The organism is Gemmobacter sp. 24YEA27 (assembly GCF_030052995.1).
In the GTDB taxonomy this organism is placed as follows: domain Bacteria; phylum Pseudomonadota; class Alphaproteobacteria; order Rhodobacterales; family Rhodobacteraceae; genus Pseudogemmobacter.
The window spans coordinates 3,385,860-3,407,339 of record NZ_JASJPW010000001.1 but is presented as its reverse complement, the minus strand read 5'-3'; the positions used below and the strand labels follow the sequence as shown (position 1 = coordinate 3,407,339).

The 21,480-nt window shown below is 64.2% G+C and carries 14 protein-coding genes and 2 pseudogenes; 4 read left to right on the top strand and 12 right to left on the bottom strand.

Annotation, left to right across the window (positions count from 1 at the left end):
• Positions 1-104: 104 nt before the first annotated feature.
• From QNO18_RS16835 to xdhA, 10 genes and pseudogenes are all read right to left on the bottom strand, one after another.
• The gene (locus QNO18_RS16835) at positions 105-836 is read right to left on the bottom strand and encodes a GNAT family protein (protein ID WP_283178617.1); all 732 of its coding nucleotides are present in this window, start codon (positions 834-836) and stop codon (positions 105-107) included.
• Between the two features lie 100 nt (positions 837-936).
• Positions 937-1,389 (bottom strand): DUF1993 family protein, encoded by a 453-nt coding sequence (locus tag QNO18_RS16830; protein WP_283178616.1) that lies wholly within the window; start codon positions 1,387-1,389, stop codon positions 937-939.
• The gene (gene aspS / locus QNO18_RS16825; protein WP_283178831.1) at positions 1,389-3,170 is read right to left on the bottom strand and encodes an aspartate--tRNA ligase; all 1,782 of its coding nucleotides are present in this window, start codon (positions 3,168-3,170) and stop codon (positions 1,389-1,391) included. The genes QNO18_RS16830 and aspS overlap by 1 nt, the downstream gene beginning before the upstream one ends.
• 167 nt (positions 3,171-3,337) lie before the next feature.
• Positions 3,338-4,435 carry a BMP family ABC transporter substrate-binding protein gene (locus tag QNO18_RS16820; RefSeq protein ID WP_283178615.1) on the bottom strand — a complete coding sequence of 366 codons (1,098 nt, stop codon included), beginning with the start codon at positions 4,433-4,435 and terminating at the stop codon, positions 3,338-3,340.
• A 50-nt stretch (positions 4,436-4,485) separates the two neighbouring features.
• Entirely contained in the window at positions 4,486-5,415 is a 930-nt protein-coding gene (locus QNO18_RS16815) for an ABC transporter permease (protein WP_283178614.1), read from the bottom strand.
• Positions 5,412-6,505 (bottom strand): annotated as a pseudogene (locus tag QNO18_RS16810) (ABC transporter permease). Before QNO18_RS16810 ends, QNO18_RS16815 begins: the two are co-directional and overlap by 4 nt.
• A 96-nt stretch (positions 6,506-6,601) precedes the next feature.
• Positions 6,602-8,134 carry an ABC transporter ATP-binding protein gene (locus QNO18_RS16805; protein WP_283178613.1) on the bottom strand — a complete coding sequence of 511 codons (1,533 nt, stop codon included), beginning with the start codon at positions 8,132-8,134 and terminating at the stop codon, positions 6,602-6,604.
• Positions 8,115-9,104 (bottom strand): xanthine dehydrogenase accessory protein XdhC, encoded by a 990-nt coding sequence (gene xdhC, locus QNO18_RS16800; RefSeq protein ID WP_283178612.1) that lies wholly within the window; start codon positions 9,102-9,104, stop codon positions 8,115-8,117. Before xdhC ends, QNO18_RS16805 begins: the two co-directional genes overlap by 20 nt.
• Positions 9,097-11,475, bottom strand: coding sequence for a xanthine dehydrogenase molybdopterin binding subunit (gene xdhB, locus QNO18_RS16795; protein ID WP_283178611.1), 2,379 nt, complete (start codon positions 11,473-11,475; stop codon positions 9,097-9,099). The genes xdhC and xdhB overlap by 8 nt, the downstream gene beginning before the upstream one ends.
• Positions 11,472-12,876 (bottom strand): annotated as a pseudogene (gene xdhA / locus QNO18_RS16790) (xanthine dehydrogenase small subunit). The gene xdhB and the pseudogene xdhA overlap by 4 nt, the downstream one beginning before the upstream one ends.
• A gap of 256 nt (positions 12,877-13,132) precedes the next feature.
• On the opposite strand from xdhA, the gene dnaE reads away from it, so the two are divergent.
• Complete coding sequence (dnaE, locus tag QNO18_RS16785; protein WP_283178610.1) at positions 13,133-16,621, top strand: DNA polymerase III subunit alpha; 3,489 nt, start codon at positions 13,133-13,135, stop codon at positions 16,619-16,621.
• A 3-nt stretch (positions 16,622-16,624) separates the two neighbouring features.
• On the opposite strand, the gene QNO18_RS16780 is transcribed toward dnaE, so the two are convergent.
• Both QNO18_RS16780 and QNO18_RS16775 read right to left on the bottom strand, forming a co-directional pair.
• Positions 16,625-17,641, bottom strand: a complete 1,017-nt coding sequence (locus QNO18_RS16780) for a hypothetical protein (RefSeq protein WP_283178609.1) — start codon at positions 17,639-17,641, stop codon at positions 16,625-16,627.
• A gap of 230 nt (positions 17,642-17,871) precedes the next feature.
• Entirely contained in the window at positions 17,872-18,072 is a 201-nt protein-coding gene (locus tag QNO18_RS16775; protein ID WP_283178608.1) for a SlyX family protein, read from the bottom strand.
• 104 nt (positions 18,073-18,176) lie between these two features.
• On the opposite strand from QNO18_RS16775, the gene hisS reads away from it, so the two are divergent.
• From hisS to hisG, 3 genes are read left to right on the top strand one after another with little or no spacing between them, the layout of a single operon-like run.
• The gene (gene hisS, locus QNO18_RS16770) at positions 18,177-19,661 is read left to right on the top strand and encodes a histidine--tRNA ligase (RefSeq protein WP_283178607.1); all 1,485 of its coding nucleotides are present in this window, start codon (positions 18,177-18,179) and stop codon (positions 19,659-19,661) included.
• Entirely contained in the window at positions 19,661-20,767 is a 1,107-nt protein-coding gene (locus QNO18_RS16765) for an ATP phosphoribosyltransferase regulatory subunit (protein ID WP_283178830.1), read from the top strand. The genes hisS and QNO18_RS16765 overlap by 1 nt, the downstream gene beginning before the upstream one ends.
• Positions 20,764-21,471 carry an ATP phosphoribosyltransferase gene (hisG, locus tag QNO18_RS16760; RefSeq protein WP_283178829.1) on the top strand — a complete coding sequence of 236 codons (708 nt, stop codon included), beginning with the start codon at positions 20,764-20,766 and terminating at the stop codon, positions 21,469-21,471. Before QNO18_RS16765 ends, hisG begins: the two co-directional genes overlap by 4 nt.
• Positions 21,472-21,480: the final 9 nt, after the last annotated feature.

Below are 21,480 nucleotides of genomic sequence, written 5' to 3'. Positions count from 1 at the left end.
GGCGCTCCGGCAAGAGCGGGGTGGAACAGGCGCGCCGCCTGGTGCAGACCTGTACAGGGGCAGACCTTACCGACCGGAGCTTTCGCGTTATGCCCCGTCCCGGTTCACAAAAGCCCCGGATCCCGGACCGCCAGCAAAGGGCGTGTCAGATCCGAGAGGCGGGTCTTCTGCCGGCCTTCGATGTCGAAATTCGACGGATCAAGCCAGGCCTTATGCGCTGCCTCCAGCGCCGGCCATTCCTTGTCGATCACCGAGAACCAGGCCGTATCGCGGCTGTGACCCTTCACGATCATATGCTGGCGGAAAACGCCCTCAAAGCTGAAGCCCAGCCGCTGCGCCGCGCTGCGCGAGGGCAGGTTCAGCGCGTTGCATTTCCACTCATAGCGGCGATATCCGGCGGCAAAGACCCAGCCGATCATCAGATGCATCGCTTCGGTCACCGCCACCTTGCGCTGCAAAGCGGGCGAAATGCAGATATGGCCCACCTCGACCGACCCGCTGTCCGGGGCGATCCGCAGGAAAGAGGCGACACCACCGGCGCGTCCGGTCTCCAGATCGCGCAGCACAAGGAAATACGGATCCCTGTCTCCCTCAGAGGCTTCGGTCCAGCGGTGATAATCCGCCGCCGTGGCGAAAGGCCCATAGCCCATATAGTCCCAGAGCCGGTCATGTCCGGCGAAACTGTCATGCAACTCGGCCGCATGGTGCCAGGCCGAGAGCGGCTCAAGCCGCACGCTGCGCCCTTCAAGCGCGAGACCCGCAGGCAAAGGCGGCGGTGTCCAGCCGGGCAGGGCTTCGCCCCAGACCGGTCCTGTCCTGGTCTGATCATTCTGCATTGCTCGCCCTCCATTGACTTACCAGAGCGACGCTAGGCAGCGTCCTTGCAGCGGGCAAGCGCCCATGCGATCTGGACTGATTTCCAGCGTGTGACTGGCCTTAGGGTGACGGAGGGCCGAACCCGTTGAAATCCGCCTCGCTCAGCGCAACACCGGCCGCGCGGAGCCCGGCATAGCCAAGCGCGATCTGAAAGAAAAACGACGGCATGCCAAAGAGATGCAGGAAGTCACCGGCTGAAAGATCCAGCAAGATCCCGTTGATCTGCCGCCGGATCCTGCGAGACGGGTCGGGGTCAAACTCGGTTGGCTTCATGCCGCCCAGCAAGGCCCGCGCTACCGCAAGACGCGGCCCGAGCGCCTCTGGCAAATCCGGCAGATCACGCCCCGCCAGCGGAAAGCTGATTTCAATGGAAAGGCCCGCCGCGATGGAAAACCGCTGGCGGGCCGTCATGTCCTGGAAAGGCTGATCCAGCGCCTCGGGCCCCGCAATCGCCACCATATCCGCAATGCGCGAAAGGGAATGGCGAAAGACGGGGACCGTGGCCTGATACATCATGCGTCCTTCGGGATCACCCTGAGCCGCAATTCGCGCAGCTGATCATTGGTCGGGTCCGAAGGCGCGTTCATCAGCAGGTCTTCGGCGCGCTGGTTCATCGGGAACATGATGACCTCGCGGATATTGGTGGTATCTGCCAGGAGCATCACCAGCCGGTCGATCCCCGCCGCACAGCCACCATGGGGCGGCGCGCCATATTTGAACGCCTTGACCATGCCGCCGAACCGCTTGTCGACCTCGGAATTCGGGTAACCGGCGAGTTCAAACGCCTTATACATGATTTCCGGCTTATGGTTGCGGATGCCGCCCGAGATGATCTCATAGCCGTTGCAGGCCAGATCATACTGATAGGCATAGACATTCAGCGGGTCGCCCGACAGCGCCTCAAGCCCGCCTTGCGGCATCGAGAAGGGGTTGTGCGAGAAGTCGATCTTGCCCTCCTCGGTCTTCTCATACATCGGGAAATCGACAATCCAGGCAAAGCGGAAGCTGTTTTCTTCGGTCAGCTTCAGCTCGCGGCCGATCTCGTTGCGGGCGCGGCCAGCGACGGATTCGAACACATCGGGCTTGCCGCCGAGGAAGAAAACGGCGTCGCCGACATCCAGACCCAGCGCGGTGCGGATGGCTTCGGTCCGCTCTGCCCCGATGGCTTTGGCGATGGGGCCGGCGGGTTCGGTCGAGCCATCTTCGGCTTTGCGCCAGAAGATATAGCCCATGCCCGGCAGGCCCTCTTTCTGCGCAAACGCGTTCATGCGGTCGGCGAATTTGCGCGAGCCGCCGGTCGGCGCGGGGATGGCGCGCACTTCGGTGCCTTCATTTTCCAGGAGGCTTGCGAAGATCGCAAAGCCGGAACCCCGGAAATGCTCCGACACATCGACCATTTTAATCGGGTTGCGCAGATCCGGCTTGTCCGAACCATACCATTTCAGGCTGTCGCGATACGAGATCAGCGGCCAGTCGGCATAGACCTTGCGGCCACCCCCGAATTCTTCGAACAGCCCCTGCAGCACTGGCTGCACGGTCGCGAAAACGTCTTCCTGGGTGACGAAAGACATCTCGATATCGAGTTGGTAGAAATCGGTCGGCGAGCGGTCGGCGCGCGGGTCTTCATCACGGAAGCAGGGCGCGATCTGGAAATAGCGGTCAAAGCCTGCGACCTGGATCAGCTGTTTGAACTGCTGTGGTGCCTGGGGCAAAGCGTAAAACTTGCCGGGATGCAGGCGCGAGGGCACGAGGAAGTCGCGCGCGCCTTCGGGGCTGGAGGCCGTGATGATCGGGGTCTGGAATTCGTTGAAGCCCTGGTCCCACATCGCGTTGCGCAGCCAGCGCACGACGTTGGAGCGCAGGATCATGTTCTTATGCATCGTCTCGCGCCGCAGATCGAGGAAGCGGTAGGTGAGACGGGTTTCCTCGGGGTATTCGGTCTCGCCAAAGACCGGCAGCGGCAGGTCGCCGTCAACCGGGCCGAGCACTTCGACGCCGGTCGCATAGACCTCGATCTCGCCGGTCGGGATCTTTGCGTTCACGAGGCTTTCGTCACGCGCTTTCACACGCCCGTCGATGCGGATCACCCATTCCGAGCGCACCTTGTTCAGCTCGGCAAAAGCCGGGCTGTCGCTGTCGGCCAGCACCTGGGTGATGCCGTAATGGTCGCGCAGGTCGATGAACAACACGCCGCCATGATCGCGCACACGGTGTACCCAGCCCGAGAGACGCACATTTTCGCCGACATTGGCGCGTGCGAGGCCCGCACAGGTATGGCTGCGATAGGCGTGCATCATCAGTCCCCTTTCCGAGGTGTTTTTCCAGGCCCCGGTAAAACGCGCCTCATGAGAAGAAGTCAAGCCCGGCCCCGTTGTCGCGGCCGCATCGGGTGGCAGTCGCGCAGGGCGCGACGCCAATGAAAAGGCCCGCCGGAGCGGCGGGCCTCAGGGGAGAACCCCGATCAGTTCTGGTTCGGGATGTCGCCGGTGATGCCTTCGACATAGAAGTTCATCGTCGCGAGCACGCCGTCATCTGCCACTTCGCCCTCGGCCAGCCAGGCCGAGCCATCCTGCTTGTTCAGAGGGCCGGTGAAGGGGTGCCAGGTGCCGGCAGCGATATCGTCGCGAACCTTTTCGGCAGCGGCTTTCACCTCGCCCGGGACGGCGTCGGTGATCTCGCCGATCTCGACTTCGCCGCCCGCGATGCCTTCCCAGGCTGCCGATTGCTCATAGGTGCCATCCATCAGCGCGCCGACGCGCTTGATGTAATAGGGCGCCCAGTTGTCGATGATGGCCGAGACGCGGGGGCTGGGTTTGTAGGCCGACATATCCGAGGCCTGACCAAAGCCGATCACGCCCGGAACCTTGGCGGCTTCGGCCAGCGGTGCGGTGGAATCGGTGTGCTGCAGGATCACGTCGACGCCCTGGTCGATCAGGGCCTTGGCGGCATCAGCCTCTTTCGCCGGATCGAACCAGGTATAGGCCCAGACCACCGAAATGGTGACATCGGGGTTCACCTTCTTCGCATGGATGAACGAGGCATTGATGCCCTGGATGACCTCGGGGATCGGGAAGGAGCCGATATAGCCGATCTTGTTCGATTTGGTCATGTGGCCCGCGATGGTGCCCATGACCGCGCGGCCTTCATAGAAGCGTGCGTCATAGGTCGAGACATTCGGCTGATCGCGTTTGAAGCCGGTGGCATGTTCAAATTTGATATCAGGGAACTGAGCGGCGACGGCCTGGGTCGCATCCATGAAGCCGAAAGAGGTGGTGAAGATGATATTGCAGCCGTCCAGCGCAAACTGGGTGATCGCGCGTTCTGCATCTGCACCTTCGGGGACCGATTCCTGCCAGGCGATCTCGACCTTGTCGCCATATTCCTCGACCAGGGCCAGGGCGCCCTGATGGTGCTGATAGGTCCAGCCGCCATCGCCGATCGGGCCGACATAGATGAAGCAGGCCTTCACCTTTTCCAGGCCCTGGGCCATGGCGGCGCCGCCTGACAGCGCGAGGCCAAAGGTGAGGGCGGCAGTTGCCAGCAGGTTTCTGCGTTGCATGGGTAGTCTCCCCGTTCGGGCCGGGGCGGCAGGCCCCGGCAAGAGATGCCTCAGCGTGAGGCGTGAAAATTTTGTCCCAGAGAGGCCGGCGCGCCAAAGCTGCGGCCGCGCCCCGAGGACATGATGACAAGCACGATAATGGTGATGACATAAGGCGCCATCGTCAGATACTCGACCGGAATGGCATAGCCTGCGGCCTGGAGGTTCGGCCCCAACACCATCAGCCCGCCGAAAAGCCAGGCGCCAAAGAGCACGCGCCCGGGCCGCCAGGAGGCGAAGACCACAATCGCCAGGGCGATCCAGCCGACGCCATTGGTCATTTTGTCGGTCCATTGCGGCACCCTCACCAGGCTGACATAGGCACCGCCCATCCCGGCCATGGCGCCGCCAAACAGGATGCACAAAAGCCGGATCCGGTTGACCTTATAGCCAAGCGCATGCGCGGCTTCGTGATTCTCTCCCACCGCGCGGATGATCAGCCCGGCGCGGGTGCGGTTCAGCAGAACCCAGGTGACCAGCACCATCAGCAGCGAGAAATAGACCACCCAGTCATGGCGAAAGAGCATCGGGCCGAGGAAGGGAATATCGCGCAGGGGCCCGAGGTCTAAAGGCGTGGTGACCGGCGGCTTGATGCCATTATAGCCCTGGCCCGCCAGCGACGAGACCCCGATCCCGAAAAGGGTCAGCGCAAGGCCGGTGGCGACCTGATTGGCCTGGAATACCAGGGTCAAAAGCGCGAAAACCAGCGAGAAGGCGGCGCCGCAGGCCGCTCCGGCGGCAAAGCCCGCCACCGGGCTTTGCAAGGTCACGGCGGCGATAAAGCCGGTAACCGCGCCGATGATCATCATCCCCTCGACGCCGAGGTTGAGCACGCCCGAACGCTCCACCACCGTCTCGCCAAGGGCCGCGAGCAGGATCGGCACCGCGCCCACCATCAGCGAGGCGAGCAGGATCGCCACATCAAGACCACCGATGATCATGCGCCTGCTCCTTTGCGAAGGCTCCGGCCGATGCGGATGCGGTAATTCGTCAGCATATCGACACCCAGCAGGAAGAAGAGCAGCATGCCCTGAAAGACCTGGATCGAGGCTGCGGGCAGGTTCAGCCGCGACTCGGCCAGGCTGCCGCCGACATAGGTCAGCGCCATCAAAAGCCCGGCCAAGATGATCCCCAGCGGGTTCAGCCGGCCCAGGAAGGCCACGATGATCGCGGTGAACCCGTAGCCGGTGGCGAATTTATCGGTGATCTGTCCGGACGGGCCGCTGGCCTCGAATATCCCCGCAAGACCCGCCAGCGCGCCGGCAAGTCCGAGGCAAAAGATCACCAGCCGGGCAGGGCTGACACCGTGGAACCGTGCGGCGCGCGGGGCCTGGCCGGCAAGCCGGATGCGAAAGCCGATACCGTGGCGGGTCAGCAGCACATAGGCCGCCACCGCCACACCAAGCGCTGCCACCGCCCCCCAGTGGAACCCGCTGCGCTCGATCAGGTCGACATTGCGCGCGGCGGGATAGGTCGAGAAATTGCGGCTGCCGGGAAAGCCCATGCCGTCGGGGTTTCTCAGAAAGCCGAACGCCGCCTTGGCGAGGATCGCCTGGGCGACATAGACCAGCATCAGAGAGACAAGGATCTCATTGGTGTTGAATTTCGTTTTCAGGATGGCCGGGATCATGGCCCAGGCCCAGCCGCCGAAGGCGCCGGCCACGACCATCACGGGAAAAATCAGCCGGTTTTCCGTCGGGTAGAAGGCGAGGCCGACCGAGGCGCCGATGATTGCACCCATGATATACTGGCCCTCGGCGCCGATATTCCAGATGCCGGCACGAAAGCCCATGGCAAGGCCGACGGCGATCAGGATCAGGGGGGCTGCCTTGATGAAGAGCTGGGCGCGGAAATAGGAGGCATTGGCCCCCGCGAGCGGCTCCCAGAATATGGTCCGGATGACGGTAAAGGGATTGGAGCCGAGCGCCGCAAACAGCAGCCCCCCGCCACCATGGTCAGGAAAACGGCCAGTACCGGCGTGAACCACAGCCAGAACTGCGACGGAGTGGCGCGCCGCTCGAGCCTCAGCATGGGACGCCCCCGCCCGCCTGCCGCACCGACCAATTCCTGCACAGGAATTGGCACGATTTCTGTGCAGAAATCGGTCCTCTGGCCGATGCCGGCGCTTCAGGTCGCATGATGCGCCTCCTCCATCCCATGGGCCCCGCCCATCATCAGGCCGATCTCTTCGGTGGTCAGCCCCTCGACCGGGCGCGGCACCGAGAGACGGCCTTCATTCAGCACTGCAAAGCTGTCGGCGATCTCCATCAGCTCGTCGAGATCCTGGCTGATCACCACCACGGCCGCACCCTGGCCCGCGCAATCGAGGATCTTCTGCCGGATCGCGCTTGCGGCCGCGGCATCCACCCCCCAGGTCGGCTGGTTGATCACGATGACATCGGCCCCCTGTTTCAGCTCGCGCCCCATCAGGAATTTCTGCAGATTTCCCCCCGACAGCGCCCGCGCTGCCACATCGGGCCCTGGTGTCCGCACATCATAATCGCGGATCACCTCTTCGGCGAAGTCCCGCGTCCTGGCGCGGCGGATAAAGCCGCGATCCGAGAGGTCCATCCGCACTGACGCGGTCAGCCAGGCATTGTCGACAAGGCTCATATCCGGTGCCGCCGCATGGCCGTAGCGATCCTCGGGCGCGGCCACCAGCCCCGCCGCACGCCTCCGGGCCGGGCCAAGCGTGCCGATCCCGGTTCCGCCAAGCCGGATCGCGCCTGCCGGCGCCAGTATTTCGCCCGACAGGGCCAGCAAAAGCTCGTCCTGGCCATTGCCCGCAACTCCGGCGATCCCCAGCACTTCACCCTTTCGCACGCCGAAGCCCACCGCTTTGAGGGCAGTGCCGAAAGGGATCGGCGAGGCCAGTGACAGATCATTCACCTCCAGCGCGATCTCGCCCTTCTGGCCCTTGCGTCGCGCCGGCACCGCCAGCGAGGCGCCCACCATAAGCTCCGCCATCTCACGCGCTGACCGCTCGCGCGGCGTGCAGGTTGCCACCACCCGGCCACGCCTGAGGATCGTCGCCTCATCACAGAGCGTCCGGATCTCTTCCAGCTTATGGCTGATATAAAGGATCGAGGTCCCCGCCGCCGCCAGCTGCCGGAGCGTGCGAAACAGGATCTCCACCTCCTGCGGGGTCAGCACCGAGGTCGGCTCATCCATGATCAGGAGTTTCGGATCCTGCAGCAGGCAGCGGATGATCTCGACCCGCTGCCTTTCCCCCGCCGAGAGGTCGCCCACATTGCGGCCCGGATCAAGCGGCAGGCCATAGGCTTCGGAAACCTCGCGGATCCGCGCAGAAAGGGCGCGCATCGGCGGCGGATCCTCCATCCCGAGGGCGACATTTTCGGCGACTGTCAGCGCCTCGAACAGGCTGAAATGCTGGAAGACCATCGCAACGCCAAGACGCCGCGCCTCGGCGGGGCGCGCTGGCGCATAGGGCTGGCCGCGCAAGGTCATCCGCCCCTGGTCGGGCCGCACGAGGCCGTAGATCATCTTCACCAGCGTCGATTTTCCGGCGCCATTCTCGCCCAGAAGCGCGTGAATCTCGCCCGCGCGGATGGTGAAAGACACATCGCTGTTGGCGATGACACCCGGATAGGCCTTGGTCAGACCCTCCAGCCGCAGAAGCTCATCCGAACCGGCTGTCATCCGTGATCCCCGCCCTTTCCACCGCTGCCGAACCGGAGGCCAATCCGGATTCCCGTTTCCGTTTCAATAGTTGCACCGCCACACCAACCGCAATGGCCTGTGGGTGTTTGCCAAGGCTCATATCACCAATCGGCGAGGTGATGCGCGATATTTCAGCCGCACTATGCCCAAGGGCCAGGAGCCTGCTGCGAAACCGCGCCCCTTTCGTCGCCGATCCGATCAGCCCGATTCCCGCGGTCTCCTGCCCCAGCAGGAGGTGGCAGAGATCGAGATCCAGTGCATGCGAGAAGGTGACGATCAGATGGTCAGCGCCCGGCGGCACGTGACGCACCAGCTGCGCCGGATCCTCCGCCCAGATCGCATCGACGCCTTCGGGCAGGATGTCGGGAAAGCGCGCGCGCGCCGTGTCGATCCAGGTCAGCGCGAAATCCGGCAGAGGGTCCAGGACCGCGACCAGTGCCCGTCCGACATGGCCCGCCCCCCAGATCCAGAGCGGGCTGGCCGCCGCGCTCAGGGGCTCCGCCAGCCAGCCGCCGGCGCAGATCGGGCCGCCCTCCCAGCCCTGGCCATTGCGCGCCCGGGACAGGGCACGACGAACCCGGAAAGGCATCGCGCCCGCTTCCGGGCTGACAGGTCGCGCAACGATCGGGCCGGTCGCACCGGCAAGCCGCGCCTCGTCCCAAAGCTCGCTGACAAGATCGACCACGCCGCCACAGCATTGCCCGAGGCCCGGGCCAAGTGCATGGCGTGTCAGCCCGCCATTCCCGGCCCCCGCCAGCATCTGCCGCGCGCCGGTCACGGCGAGATATTCCAGCGCGCCGCCGCCGATCGTGCCCAGCTGGCCGCAGCCCCAGACCAGCATCGCCGCCCCGTCCTCGCGCGGGGAAGACCCCTGATGTCCGGCGATCACCACCCGGATCACCGGCCCATGTTCCGCAATTATTGCCCGCAGGATTCTCGCGTCAAACATCGCGCCTGACCCTTTCCACCGCGGCCAGCACCGCCTCCGGCGTTGCGGGCGCTGCCAGATCGGGCCAGACCCGTTTATCCCCGCCATCTGCACCACAGGCCGCCACAGCCGCCGACAAAGCGGCATGGACCGAGATCCCCAGCATGAAAGGCGGCTCGCCCACTGCCTTTGAGCGCCCCACCGTCGCTTCACGATTGGGCCGGTTCCACAACTCCACATTGAAGACAGGCGGCCGGTCGGAACAGGCCGGGATCTTATAGGTCGAGGGCGCATGTGTCATCAGCCGGCCCTTGCGGTCCCAGACCAGCTCTTCGGTCGTGAGCCAGCCTGCGCCCTGAACATAGGCGCCCTCGATCTGGCCGATATCAATCGCCGGGTTCAGCGGCGATCCGGTGTCATGCAGGATGTCGGTGCGCAAAATGCGGTTCTCGCCGGTGAGGCAATCGATCACCACCTCGCTCACCGCGGCGCCATAGGCGAAATACAAAAACGGCCGCCCCTGGCCCTTCACCCGGTCCCAGGTGATTTTCGGCGTGGCATAGAAGCCGGTCGAAGACAGCGAGATCCGCGCCTGATAGGCCCAGGCCGCGACCCTGGCAAAAGGATATTCTTCGCCCGCCACCCGCACCAGCCCGTCCTGGAACCGCACCGCCTCCACCGCGACCTGGTGCTTTTCGGCCAGAAAACCGGCAAGCCGCCCCCGGATCACCAAAGCCGCCTCGCGCGATGCCATCCCGTTCAGATCCGACCCTGACGAGGCTGCCGTGGCCGAGGTATTGGGCACTTTCGCCGTATCAGTCGCGGTGATGCGGATATCGCCTGCCTCAAGTCCGAAGACCTCCGCCACCACCTGGGCCACCTTGAGGTTCAGCCCCTGACCCATCTCGGTGCCACCGTGATTGAGATGCACCGAGCCGTCCTGGTAGACATGCACCAACGCCCCCGCCTGGTTCAGCCAGGTCAGGGTGAAGGAAATCCCGAATTTCACCGGCGTCAGCGCAATCCCGCGCTTAAGCACCTGTGATCGCGCATTCCAGGACGCAATCTCCGCCTTTCGCGCCTGATAATCCGAGCTTTGCACCAGTCGCGCCACCAGCTCCTGCCCGACGAAATCCTCGACCGGCATCTGATAGGGTGTGGTCTGAACTCCGCCCTTCTTCCTGCCCGGAATACTCCGTGACGCGCCGGGGGGCTGGCCACCCGGTTCCTCTGCTGCAATGGCCGGCTCGTAGAAATTGATCCGCCGCACCTCCAGCGGCTCGCGCCCGAGGGCGAATGCGATATGATCCATCACCCGCTCGATCCCGATCATCCCCTGCGGCCCGCCAAAGCCCCGGAAGGCGGTGGCGGATGCCGTATTGGTTTTCAGCCGATGGCTCTCGATCCGGATATCCTTCAGGAAATAACAATTGTCCGCATGCAGCATCGCCCGGTCCGCCACCGGCAAAGACAGATCCTGGCTCCAGCCGCAGCGGAAAAGATGCGTGACCGCTATCCCGAGCACCCGGCCATCATCATCGAACCCCGCCTCGTAGCGGATCTCGAGATCGTGGCGCTTGCCGGTGATGACCATATCGTCGTCGCGGTCATAGCGCATCTTGCAGGCCTGACCGGTCAGGCGCGCCGCCACCGCGCAGGCAATCGCCAGCGCATTGCCCTGGCTTTCTTTGCCACCGAAACCGCCCCCCATCCGCCTTGTCTCGACCCGGACCGCGGCCATCGGCAGATGCAGCGCATGGGCGACCTTGTGCTGGATCTCGCTCGGATGCTGGGTCGAGGACAGGATATGCATCCCGTCTTCCTGCGGCAGTGCCGCCGCGATCTGACCCTCAAGGTAGAAATGCTCCTGGCCGCCGACCGGGAAGCGGCCCGCGATCCGCCGCGGTGCCGCCGCCATTGCCGCCGCCGCATCGCCCCGCGCCCAGATCACCGGCCCCTGTTCAAAGCGGCTGTCTGCTTCCAGCGCCTCTTCAAGGGTCAGGATCGGGCTTTCCTCGTGGTAATCGATCCGGGCCAGCCGCGCCGCCCGCCGTGCCGCGAGATGGCTTTCCGCCAGCACGATAAACAGCGGCTGGCCGTGGAAATGGATGGCATCCGGGCTCAGCAGCGGCTCGTCATGGGTCGAAGGGGAACAATCCGGCACGGCGCCGAAAGCGGCGATCAGATCATCCGCCGTAATCACCCGGACGACACCGGGCGCGGCCAGCACGGGCGCGAGGTCGATGCTGTCAACCCGCCCGCGCGCTATGCCGGCCAGGCCAAAAGCCAGATGCAGCGCGCCCTGGGGCAGGGGGATGTCGTCGAGATAGCGCGCGGTTCCTGCCACATGCAAAGGCGCGGAATCGTGGGGGAGGGGTTTCCCGATGCTCATGGCGCCACCTTCAGCACCGAGGTCTCGATGCCGCAACGCTCAAGATAGCAACGCAGCAAGAGGTTTTGCGCGACAGTAAGCCGGTAGCCCGCTGAGGCGCGCATATCGGAAAGCGGCTGGTAATCCTGCGCCATGGCGCGCATCGCATGGCGGATCGTCGCCTCGCTCCAGTCCGCGCCGATCAGCGCCGCCTCGGCCGCGTGGGCGCGTTTCGGGATGGCGGCCATGCCGCCAAAGGCGATGCGGGCGGCGGTGATGCGGTCCCCGGTCACCGTGATGTTGAAACAGCCGCAAACCGCCGAAATGTCCTGGTCGAAGCGTTTCGAGACCTTGTAGCAGCTCAGATCCGGGGCGGCGGGCAGGGTGATCGCCTCGACAAATTCGCCGGGGCGCCGGTCTTGTTTGCGGTAATCGAGAAAGAAATCCTCAAGCGCGAGGCTGCGGCTTGTGTCGCCCTGGCGCAGATGCAGCCTGGCGCCGGCGGCGATCAGCGCGGGCGGCCCGTCGCCGATGGGCGAGCCATTGGCGATATTGCCGCCGATTGTGGCGGTGTTGCGGATCTGGGCCGAGGCGAAGCGGCGCAGGAGCTCTGCGAGGCCGGGATGGCTGGCTTTCACCGCGTCGCGCAGGCGGGTGATGGTGACCATGGCGCCGATGCGCAGGCCTTCGGGGGTTTCGGTGATGCTTTGCAGGTCTTTGATCTGGTTGAGGAATATGACCGGTGAGAGGGAGCGGAGCTGTTTTGTGACCCAGAGGCCGATATCGGTGGCGCCGGCGATCAGCGTGGCCTCGGGCGTCGCGGCATAAAGGGCTGCGAGGGCGTCTGTGGTGGTCGGGGTCAGGGGGGCTGTCTGCCCCCTCGGCCTTTGGCCTCACCCCCGAGGATATTTCCGGACAGATGAAATCGGCATCTTTTTCAAGCCAGTCGGGGATGGGGGCGGTCTCGGCAGCCCGGGCGGCGCGGAGGATCGGCGCATAGCCGGTGCAGCGGCAGAGATTGCCGGCGAGGTTGTCATCGTGGCTCCGGTCGCCGTTCAGATGGGCCGCGGCCATCGAAGCGATGAAGCCCGGCGTGCAAAAGCCGCATTGGCTGCCGTGATGGGTGATCATGGCCTGCTGGACGGGATGCATCTCGCCCTTGGGGCCGGTGATGCCTTCGACGGTGCGGATGGCTTTGCCTTTGAGTTGTGGCAGGAAAAGGATGCAGGCATTGACCGCGCGGGCGCCGGTCTCGTCGCGCAGGATGACGGTACAGGCGCCGCAATCGCCTTCGTTGCAGCCCTCTTTCGTGCCTTTCAGCCCGCCTGTGTCGCGCAGCCAGTCGAGCAGCGTCCTTGTGGGGCTTTCGGCCTCCGGGATTTGGGTTTCAACTCCGTTCAGCCAGAAACTGATACCGGTCATTCTTCAATCCGCCGCGATACTCCCTGTGGCGGGGTCTGTGCCTGCCGGCCCGATGCGGCGTAGGGCCAGGCGGTGCGCCCCTTTGCTTATCACCTCATCAAGCCGGGCTGCGGATGGGCTGGCAAGAAAAATTATTAATCGGATGATAGAAAGAGTTTATCGCGAGACGCGAAAGCGGCTGCCGGTTTTCTGCGCAGGCCGCCGCGCCTGTCTTTCGACCCTTCCTTGCGCGGCGGGGCGGGGTTAGACTGGCGCCATGTCACGCGCCCCCAAATTCATCCATCTTCGCACCCATACCGAACATTCGCTGCTGGAAGGCGCGATCCCGGTCAAGAAGCTTGTGAAACTGGCGGCGGGCGCCGGGATGCCGGCCATCGCGGTCACCGATTCCAACAATATGTTCTGCGCACTGGAGTTTTCCAGCCATTGCAAGGATGCCGGGGTCCAGCCCATCGTCGGCTGTCAGGTGGCGCTGGAATATGATCCGGCGGCGCCGGGCGAAAAGCCGCGCCTGCCGGCCTCGCTTGTGCTGCTGGCGCAGACCGAGGCGGGCTATGAGAATCTGATGAAGCTGAATTCCTGCCTCTATCTGGGCAAGGCGGGGCAGCTGGTGCAGGTGACGGTGGATCAGCTGGCGGCCCACAGCGCCGGGCTGATCTGTCTGAGCGGCGGGCCGGACGGGCCTTTGGGGCGGCTGTTGCAGGGCGGGCAAATGCCGAAGGCGCGGGCGCTGGTGGAAAAGCTGGCGGCGATCTACCCCGACCGGCTTTATATCGAATTGCAGCGCCATCCGGGCGAGGGCGGGCGGCTGCCGCAGGCCGAAGCCCTGTCCGAGCGCGGCCATATCGAGCTGGCCTATGAGCTGAACCTGCCGCTGGTTGCGACAAATGACGTCTATTTCCCGAAAACCGACATGTATGAGGCGCATGACGCGCTGATCTGCATCGCGGAAGGCGCCTATGTCGACCAGCTGGAGCCGCGCCGCCGGCTGACGCCGCAGCATTATCTGAAATCCGAATCCGAGATGTGCGCGCTGTTTGCCGATCTGCCGGAGGCGCTGGAAAACACCGTCGAGATCGCGCGCCGCTGTGCCTTCATGGCCTATAAGCGCAAACCTATCCTGCCGGTTTTCGCAGAAGATGAGGTCGAGGAACTGCGGCGCCAGGCCTGGGACGGCCTGGAGAAACGCCTCGCCGTGATTCCGCTCGCCGCGCCGCGCGAGGAATATGAAGAACGGCTGAAATTCGAACTCTCGATCATCGAGCGTATGGGCTTTCCCGGCTATTTCCTGATCGTGTCCGATTTCATCAAATGGGCCAAGGACCATGATATTCCGGTCGGGCCGGGGCGGGGTTCGGGGGCGGGCAGCCTCGTCGCCTATGTTCTGCTGATCACCGACCTTGATCCGCTGCGCTATGCGCTGCTGTTCGAGCGGTTTTTGAACCCAGAACGGGTCTCGATGCCCGACTTCGACATCGACTTCTGCATGGATCGCCGCGAGGAGGTGATCCGCTATGTGCAGGACAAATACGGCCATGACAAAGTGGCGCAGATCATCACCTTTGGCGCGTTGCTGTCGAAAATGGCGGTGCGCGATGTCGGGCGTGTGCTGCAGATGTCCTACGGCCAGGTGGACCGGCTGGCGAAGATGATCCCGGTCGAAGGGGTCAAGCCGGTCTCGATCACCAAGGCGCTGGCGGATGAGCCGCGTCTGCGCGAGGCGGCGAAAGAAGAGGTTGTCGCGCGGCTTTTGAAATATGCCGAACAGGTCGAGGGGCTTTACCGCTCTGCCGGCACCCACGCTGCCGGTGTGGTGATCGGCGACCGGCCGCTGGATGAGCTGGTGCCGCTTTATCAGGATCCGCGCTCCGATACCCCCGCCACCCAGTTCAATATGAAATGGGTCGAGGCGGCGGGGCTGGTGAAGTTCGACTTCCTCGGGCTGAAGACCCTGACGGTGATCAAGGATGCGATCCGCCAGGTGCTTGAGGCCGGGCGGCCTTTGCATATCGGCCCGGATGGCACGCAGCTTTACGAGCCGCCAAAGGGTGCGGAAAACGACATCGGGCATATCCCGCTTGATGACAAACCGACCTATGACCTCTATTCCGCCGCGCGCACGGTTGCGGTCTTCCAGGTGGAAAGCTCAGGCATGATGGATGCGCTCCGGCGCATGAAGCCGACCTGTATCGAGGATATCGTTGCACTGGTGGCTCTGTATCGACCCGGCCCGATGGAAAACATCCCGACCTATTGCGAGGTGAAGAACGGCACCCGCGCGCTGGAATCGATCCACCCGACCATCGACCATATCCTGAAAGAGACACAAGGAATCATCGTCTACCAGGAACAGGTGATGCAGATCGCCCAGGTCATGGCGGGCTATTCGCTTGGCGGCGCCGACCTGTTGCGCCGCGCGATGGGGAAAAAGATCGCCGAGGAAATGGCGAAAGAGCGGCCCAAATTCATCGAGGGCTGCACCGCTACCCACCAGATCGACACCAAAAAATCCGGCGAGGTCTTTGACCTGCTGGAGAAATTCGCGAATTACGGGTTCAACAAATCCCACGCGGCCGCCTATGCGGTCGTGAGCTACCAGACCGGCTGGATGAAGGCGAACCACCCGGTCGAATTCATGTCCGGCGTGATGAATTGCGATATCCATCTGACCGACAAGCTCGCAGTCTACAAACGCGAGCTGGACCGGATGGAGGTCAGGGTCGTGCCGCCTTGCGTCAACCGCTCGCTCGCGGTTTTTTCCGTCAAGGATCAGCAACTGGTCTACGGGCTTGGCGCGCTGAAGAATGTCGGTGTCGAGGCGATGCGGTCTATCGTCGCCGCGCGTGGCGACAGGCCTTTCGCCACGATCTTCGATTTTGCCCGCCGGGTGGATCTGAAAAAGATCGGCAAGCGCCCGATGGAGATGCTGGCCCGTGCCGGCGCCTTTGATCAGCTTGACCCCAACCGCGCCCGGATCTTCGAGGCGCTCGATGGTCTGGTCGCCTGGTCGGCGGCGGTGCATGAGGCGGCGGCATCCGCCCAGGTCTCGCTGTTTGGGTCTTCGGGCTCGGATATCCCGGAGCCGCGCATCCCCTTCCGCGATGACTGGCTGCCGGTGGAACGGCTGGGCCATGAACATCAGGCGGTGGGCTTCTATCTTTCCGGCCATCCGCTGGATGATTACATGCCCGCGCTGAAACGTCAGAAGGTCGAGACCCTGGCCGAGATCACCAAAAGGGCGTTGGCGAAAGGCACCTGTATTGCCAAGATTGCGGGATCGGTTTCGGCGCGCCAGGAACGCAAATCGGCCAAGGGCAACCGATTTGCCTTTGTCTCCCTCTCGGATCCGACCGGGCTTTACGAGGTCACCTGTTTCTCGGATGTGCTGGAGGCCTGCCGCGAGTTTCTGGAACCCGGTTGCAATGTGGTGCTGACGGTCAAGGTTGACCCGGAAGGCGAGGGCGTGAAGCTTTTGGCCAATGGCGTGGAACCCATCGAGCGCGTGGCGGCGAAAGCCGAGGCGGCTGACATCCGCATCCATATCGACCGGCCCGAGGCGGTGAATTCCATCGCGCTGTTGCTTGGGAAATCCGAAGGCAGAATGCGCGGCCGCATCACGCTTTGTGTGCCGGATGAAGAAGGGCGCGAGATCGACCTCTTGCTGCCCGACCCTTACCCGGTCAGCCCGCAGATACGGGGCGCGATCAAGGCGATGCAGGGCGTGGTGATGGTCGAAGAGGTCTGAGACCTATTCTGCCAGCACCGCCCAGCCCGCATTGTCCCAGAGCTGTGGCCCGATGCGGGTCATGAGATCGGCTGAGAGATTCTGGATGATGATCAGTCGGGGGGGAAATCTGTCGGGTGACGCGGCATGCCGCGCCCAGAGATCGGCCTTGTATCTGGCCTGGACTGCATCGGCGTCCTTTGCGTAGCTCATGGCCCACCCCGTGAGTTGCCGCAGATCGGCAAGATCATTCCCGTCAGGGTCCGTGACCCATAAGATCAGATCTGTGCGAGGCATTGCGGCGACGATCCGCGAACCAGGGGCTGCGTTCGACTCCCGGAACGCGTTTTGCAGCATGAGGCTCCAGGCGTCGTCGCCCATAACCATGTAGATACGCCCCCCTTCCAGGATCTGTGCAGGCAGGCCGGCTGTCATCGCCGTAAGATTGGCCAGCCCTGCATTGACGGTTTCCCTGCGATTGCAGGCCGAATGTCCGACGCGCCTTTTCAGACATTCAGGCGTAAAATGATAATTGTATCCCTTGTCCGAAATGCGCTGCCACATCCCCCAGTGCACCTGAAACTGTTCCGTGAGGGCTGTGCTGACGCCATTCTTCCTCTTCCAGGGCTTTGCGTCCCAGGCATCAAGGTCACCCTTCAGCATGATCCGGGGCACGATCAGCCCGGGCTGTGGTGGCGTGGGCGCAGGACGGGCCCTGCTGCGGGCGGAGTTCTCCTCATATTGCTTCAGCAACTCTGACGCGAAGGCCTGTACCAACTGTTCGCGCCTGGCTCCGTCCGTTTCCTCGCGCAGGCTGACCGTCAGGTCCTGCAACCCGATATTGGGAATTTTTCCAGGAATTATGCGTCGGTTCAGGTTTTCGGCATAGCGCTCCGCCAGATCCGGCGCCTGCTTATGCATCTCATCCAGCACCATCCGCATCATGTGCCGATTATCCAGCGGGCGCGGCAGATCGGCCATGCCGGGGGCGGGCAGGGCGCTGATAAGGAAGACGAGGCAAAGGAAAAATGGGCTCAGCATGGTACAATCACCGGATCAGATCTCGGGGAGAGCTTTTCGCCCAAATGTGTTAGAATTCAGGCCAGAGTTTCAGGCCAGAGTTTCAGGCCAGAGTTCAGACCAGAGTTTCGGGCCAGCCGATGTCTGCGCGCCTGTGCCCCCCAATTGACAATGGCCCGGCAGACCTTCCAGCCCGCAACGCTTTTGCCCGCAATGCTTCTGCACCGGGTCAGCGCAGCTTTCCCCCGCCATCACCAATGCGGCGGCGGCTGGTTCGCAGCCGGGGCCTCGCCCGCCATCTGCTCGCGTTCGGCCTCGCGCTCCATCAGCATATGCACCCGGCGATTCAGCTGGGTGATCTCGCGATCCTGGCGCGCCACCACATCCGACAGGTCATCCACCGCCCGGATCAGATGCGCGATCCGCTCCTCCACCGCCTCTGTCGTGGCCATACTATCCCCCGCTTGTCGCCTCTTGCCCCATCCGCTAGAGGATGCAGCAACTGTCGCCGGGCCGCAATCGCCCGCAAAGGCTCCTCTATCCGAAGGCAAGACCCATGTCCGAAGGCAAGATCCGCCGCCCCCGGGCCGAGACCCCCAAGGGATTTCGTGATTATTTCGGGGCCGAGGTCACCGAACGCAAGGCGATGCTCGACGCCATTGCCGGGGTCTATCATCGCTACGGGTTCGAGGCGCTGGAGACATCGGCGGTGGAAACCGTCGAGGCGCTTGGCAAATTCCTGCCCGATGTTGACCGCCCGAATGAGGGGGTCTTCGCCTGGCAGGATGAGGATGAGGCCTGGATGGCCTTGCGCTACGACCTGACCGCGCCTCTCGCGCGGGTTGCGGCGCAATATCGCAATGATCTGCCCTCGCCCTATCGCCGCTATGCGATGGGGCCGGTCTGGCGGAATGAAAAGCCGGGCCCGGGCCGGTTCCGCCAGTTCTACCAATGCGACGCCGATACGGTCGGCACCGGCTCGGTCGCCGCCGATGCCGAGATCTGCGCCATGCTCTCGGATGCGCTGGAAGTGGTCGGCATCCCGCGCGGCGATTATGTGGTCAAGGTCAATAACCGCAAAGTGCTGAACGGCGTGATGGAGGTCGCGGGGGTTCTCGACCCGTCCGACGCCACCCGGTTCGAGGCCGAGCGCGGCATTGTGCTCCGCGCCATCGACAAGATCGACCGGCTGGGCGATGCGGGGGTGCGCGCACTATTGGGAGAAGGCCGTAAGGACGAGAGCGGTGATTTCACCAAAGGCGCGGGGCTGTCGTCTGAGCAGGCCGAGGTGGTGATGGGCTTCGTTTCCGCCAAACGCGACAGTGGCGCGGAGACGGTTGCGCGTCTGCGCGAGTTGGTCGGTGCCTCAGCGCTTGGCGCCGAGGGCGTCAATGAGCTGGAAACCATCGCGGCGCTGCTCGATGCCCAGGGCTATGGGCCTGACCGGATCGTGCTCGACCCGGGCGTGGTGCGCGGCCTGGGCTATTACACCGGCCCGGTGTTCGAGGCCGAGCTGACCTTCGAAATCCTCGACGAAAAGGGCCGCAAGCGCCAGTTCGGCTCGGTCGCCGGCGGCGGGCGTTATGATGATCTGGTGAAACGCTTCACCGGCCAGGCGGTGCCTGCGACCGGCGTGTCAATTGGCGTCGACCGGCTCCTAGCGGCGCTGCATGCGAAAGGCCGCGTGGCGGCGGATACCACTGGCCCGGTCGTCGTGACCGTGATGGACCGTGACCGCATGGCCGATTACATGTCGATGGTCGCGGACCTGCGCAATGCAGGCATCCGTGCCGAGGTCTATCTCGGCAATCCGAAGAATTTCGGAAACCAGCTGAAATATGCGGATAAACGCCAAAGCCCGGTGGCGGTGATCCAGGGCTCGGACGAGGCGGCGCGTGGCGTAGTGGTGCTGAAAGACCTGATCCTCGGCGCGAAAATCGCCGAGAATGCCACGCTTGAGGAATGGAAAGACCGCCCTGCGCAGGTCGAAGCCCCGCGCGGCGATCTCGTCGCGACTGTGCGCAAGATGCTGGGGCAATGATGCTTTCCGCCAGTGACAGGGCCGCCATCCGCGCAGTCGCCGACGAGCTTTACGGCCAGCTTCTCGCCGCCGGTGCCGTGGCGGTCGAGACCGAGATCCTGCAGCCTGCCGGCCCGCTTCTGGATCTTTACGGCGAGGATATCCGCGCCCGCGCCTATGTGACCGCCGATCCGACCCTTGGCGAGATGATGCTGCGCCCCGATTTCACCGTGCCGGTGGTCGAGGCCCATATGCGCGACGGGGCCGAGCCTGCGCGCTATGCCTATATGGGCGAGGTCTTTCGCCGCCAGGAAGACCCCGATGCCCGCGCCCGCGAATATCTCCAGGTCGGGTTCGAGGTGTTTGACCGCGCCGCGCCCGAGGCCGATGCCGAGGTCTTCGCGCTGTTTTCCGACCTGATGGCGCCGCTGGCCCTGCGCCCGGCCACCGGCGATATCGGCATCCTGATGGCTGCCGTGCGCGGGCTTTCGACGTCAGACCGGCGCAAGGCGGCCCTCTTGCGCCATATCTGGCGCCCTAAGCGGTTTCGCGCGCTGCTCGACCGTTTTGCGGGGCGTGCGGCACCGTCTCCGGCCCGGGCCGCGCTGCTCGATCGTCTGAAATCCGATGCGCCAGAGGCGCTGATCGAGGCTGCGGGCCCGCTTGTCGGCCTGCGCTCTGCCGAAGATATCGCCGGACGTGCCGCCGCGCTGATCGAAGATGCGGCGACGCCACCCATCGCTGCGACCGAGGCCGCGCTGCTTTATGATCTGCTGACGCTCCAGGCGCCCTCGCTGGCGGCGCTCGCCCATCTGCGCGGGATTGCGCCCATGCTGCCCGCGATCACCCCGGCGATTGAACGATTTGCCGCGCGGCTCGAAGCGCTGAAGGCGCGCGGCGTCAATGTCGAAACCCTGCCTTTCGAGGCAAGTCATGGCCGTACCACGCTGGAATATTATGACGGCTTTGTCTTCACCCTGGCGGCCGCCGATCCGGCCCTGCCGGCGGTGGCGTCGGGGGGGCGCTATGACGCGCTGACGGCGCATCTGGGCCAGGGCGGCTCGATCCCCGCCGTCGGGGGCATCATCCGCCCCGAACTGGTGGCGCGGTTGAAAGGGGCAATCTGATGCTGAAGATCGGGGTGCCGTCCAAGGGCCGGCTGATGGAAAAGACCTTCGACTGGTTCGGCGCGCGCGGGCTCGCGATGGGGAAAACCGGAAATGAGCGGGAATATTCCGGCCGGATCGACGGGATCGACGGGGTCGAGCTGGTGATGCTTTCCGCCGGCGAGATCCCGCGCGAGCTGGCGGCGGGCCGCATTCATCTGGGCGTGACCGGATCGGATCTGGTGCGCGACAAGCTGGCGGCGTGGCGCGCCCAGGTGACCGACTGGCAGCCGCTTGGCTTTGGCCATGCCGATCTGGTGATCGCGGTGCCCCAGGCCTGGGTCGATGTCGATACGCTGGATGATCTGGATGCTGCCGCAAGCGCCTTCCGGGCGCAACACGGGTTTCGCCTCAGGATCGCGACGAAATATCACCGCCTCGTGCGCGACTTCCTGACCGCCAATGGCGTCGCCGATTATGCGCTGGTGGACAGCCAGGGCGCGACGGAGGGTACGGTGAAAAACCTCACTGCCGAGGCGATTGCCGATATCACCTCGTCGGGCGAGACGCTGCGCGCCAACCACCTGAAAATCCTCCCGGAAGGGCTGATCCATCAAAGCCAGGCAACCCTGTTCCTGGCCCGCAACGCGGATTGGGCGCCTGATCAGACCGCGACCCTCGCGGCGCTTGCGGCGAGGCTGGGCCTTCCGATGCCGGGGATCTGATCTTCCTCC

Bases quoted from the DNA above. Each gene is read 5' to 3' on its own strand.
- QNO18_RS16775 (WP_283178608.1), bottom strand. From the start codon at position 18,072: ATGGCCACGACAGAGGCGGTGGAGGAGCGGATCGCGCATCTGATCCGG.
- QNO18_RS16835 (WP_283178617.1), bottom strand. From the start codon at position 836: ATGCAGAATGATCAGACCAGGACAGGACCGGTCTGGGGCGAAGCCCTG.
- QNO18_RS16765 (WP_283178830.1), top strand. From the start codon at position 19,661: ATGCTTTCCGCCAGTGACAGGGCCGCCATCCGCGCAGTCGCCGACGAG.
- QNO18_RS16805 (WP_283178613.1), bottom strand. From the start codon at position 8,134: ATGACAGCCGGTTCGGATGAGCTTCTGCGGCTGGAGGGTCTGACCAAG.
- xdhC (WP_283178612.1), bottom strand. From the start codon at position 9,104: ATGTTTGACGCGAGAATCCTGCGGGCAATAATTGCGGAACATGGGCCG.
- hisS (WP_283178607.1), top strand. From the start codon at position 18,177: ATGTCCGAAGGCAAGATCCGCCGCCCCCGGGCCGAGACCCCCAAGGGA.
- aspS (WP_283178831.1), bottom strand. From the start codon at position 3,170: ATGCACGCCTATCGCAGCCATACCTGTGCGGGCCTCGCACGCGCCAAT.
- QNO18_RS16815 (WP_283178614.1), bottom strand. From the start codon at position 5,415: ATGATCATCGGTGGTCTTGATGTGGCGATCCTGCTCGCCTCGCTGATG.
- QNO18_RS16820 (WP_283178615.1), bottom strand. From the start codon at position 4,435: ATGCAACGCAGAAACCTGCTGGCAACTGCCGCCCTCACCTTTGGCCTC.
- dnaE (WP_283178610.1), top strand. From the start codon at position 13,133: ATGTCACGCGCCCCCAAATTCATCCATCTTCGCACCCATACCGAACAT.
- xdhB (WP_283178611.1), bottom strand. From the start codon at position 11,475: ATGAGCATCGGGAAACCCCTCCCCCACGATTCCGCGCCTTTGCATGTG.
- QNO18_RS16830 (WP_283178616.1), bottom strand. From the start codon at position 1,389: ATGTATCAGGCCACGGTCCCCGTCTTTCGCCATTCCCTTTCGCGCATT.
- QNO18_RS16780 (WP_283178609.1), bottom strand. From the start codon at position 17,641: ATGCTGAGCCCATTTTTCCTTTGCCTCGTCTTCCTTATCAGCGCCCTG.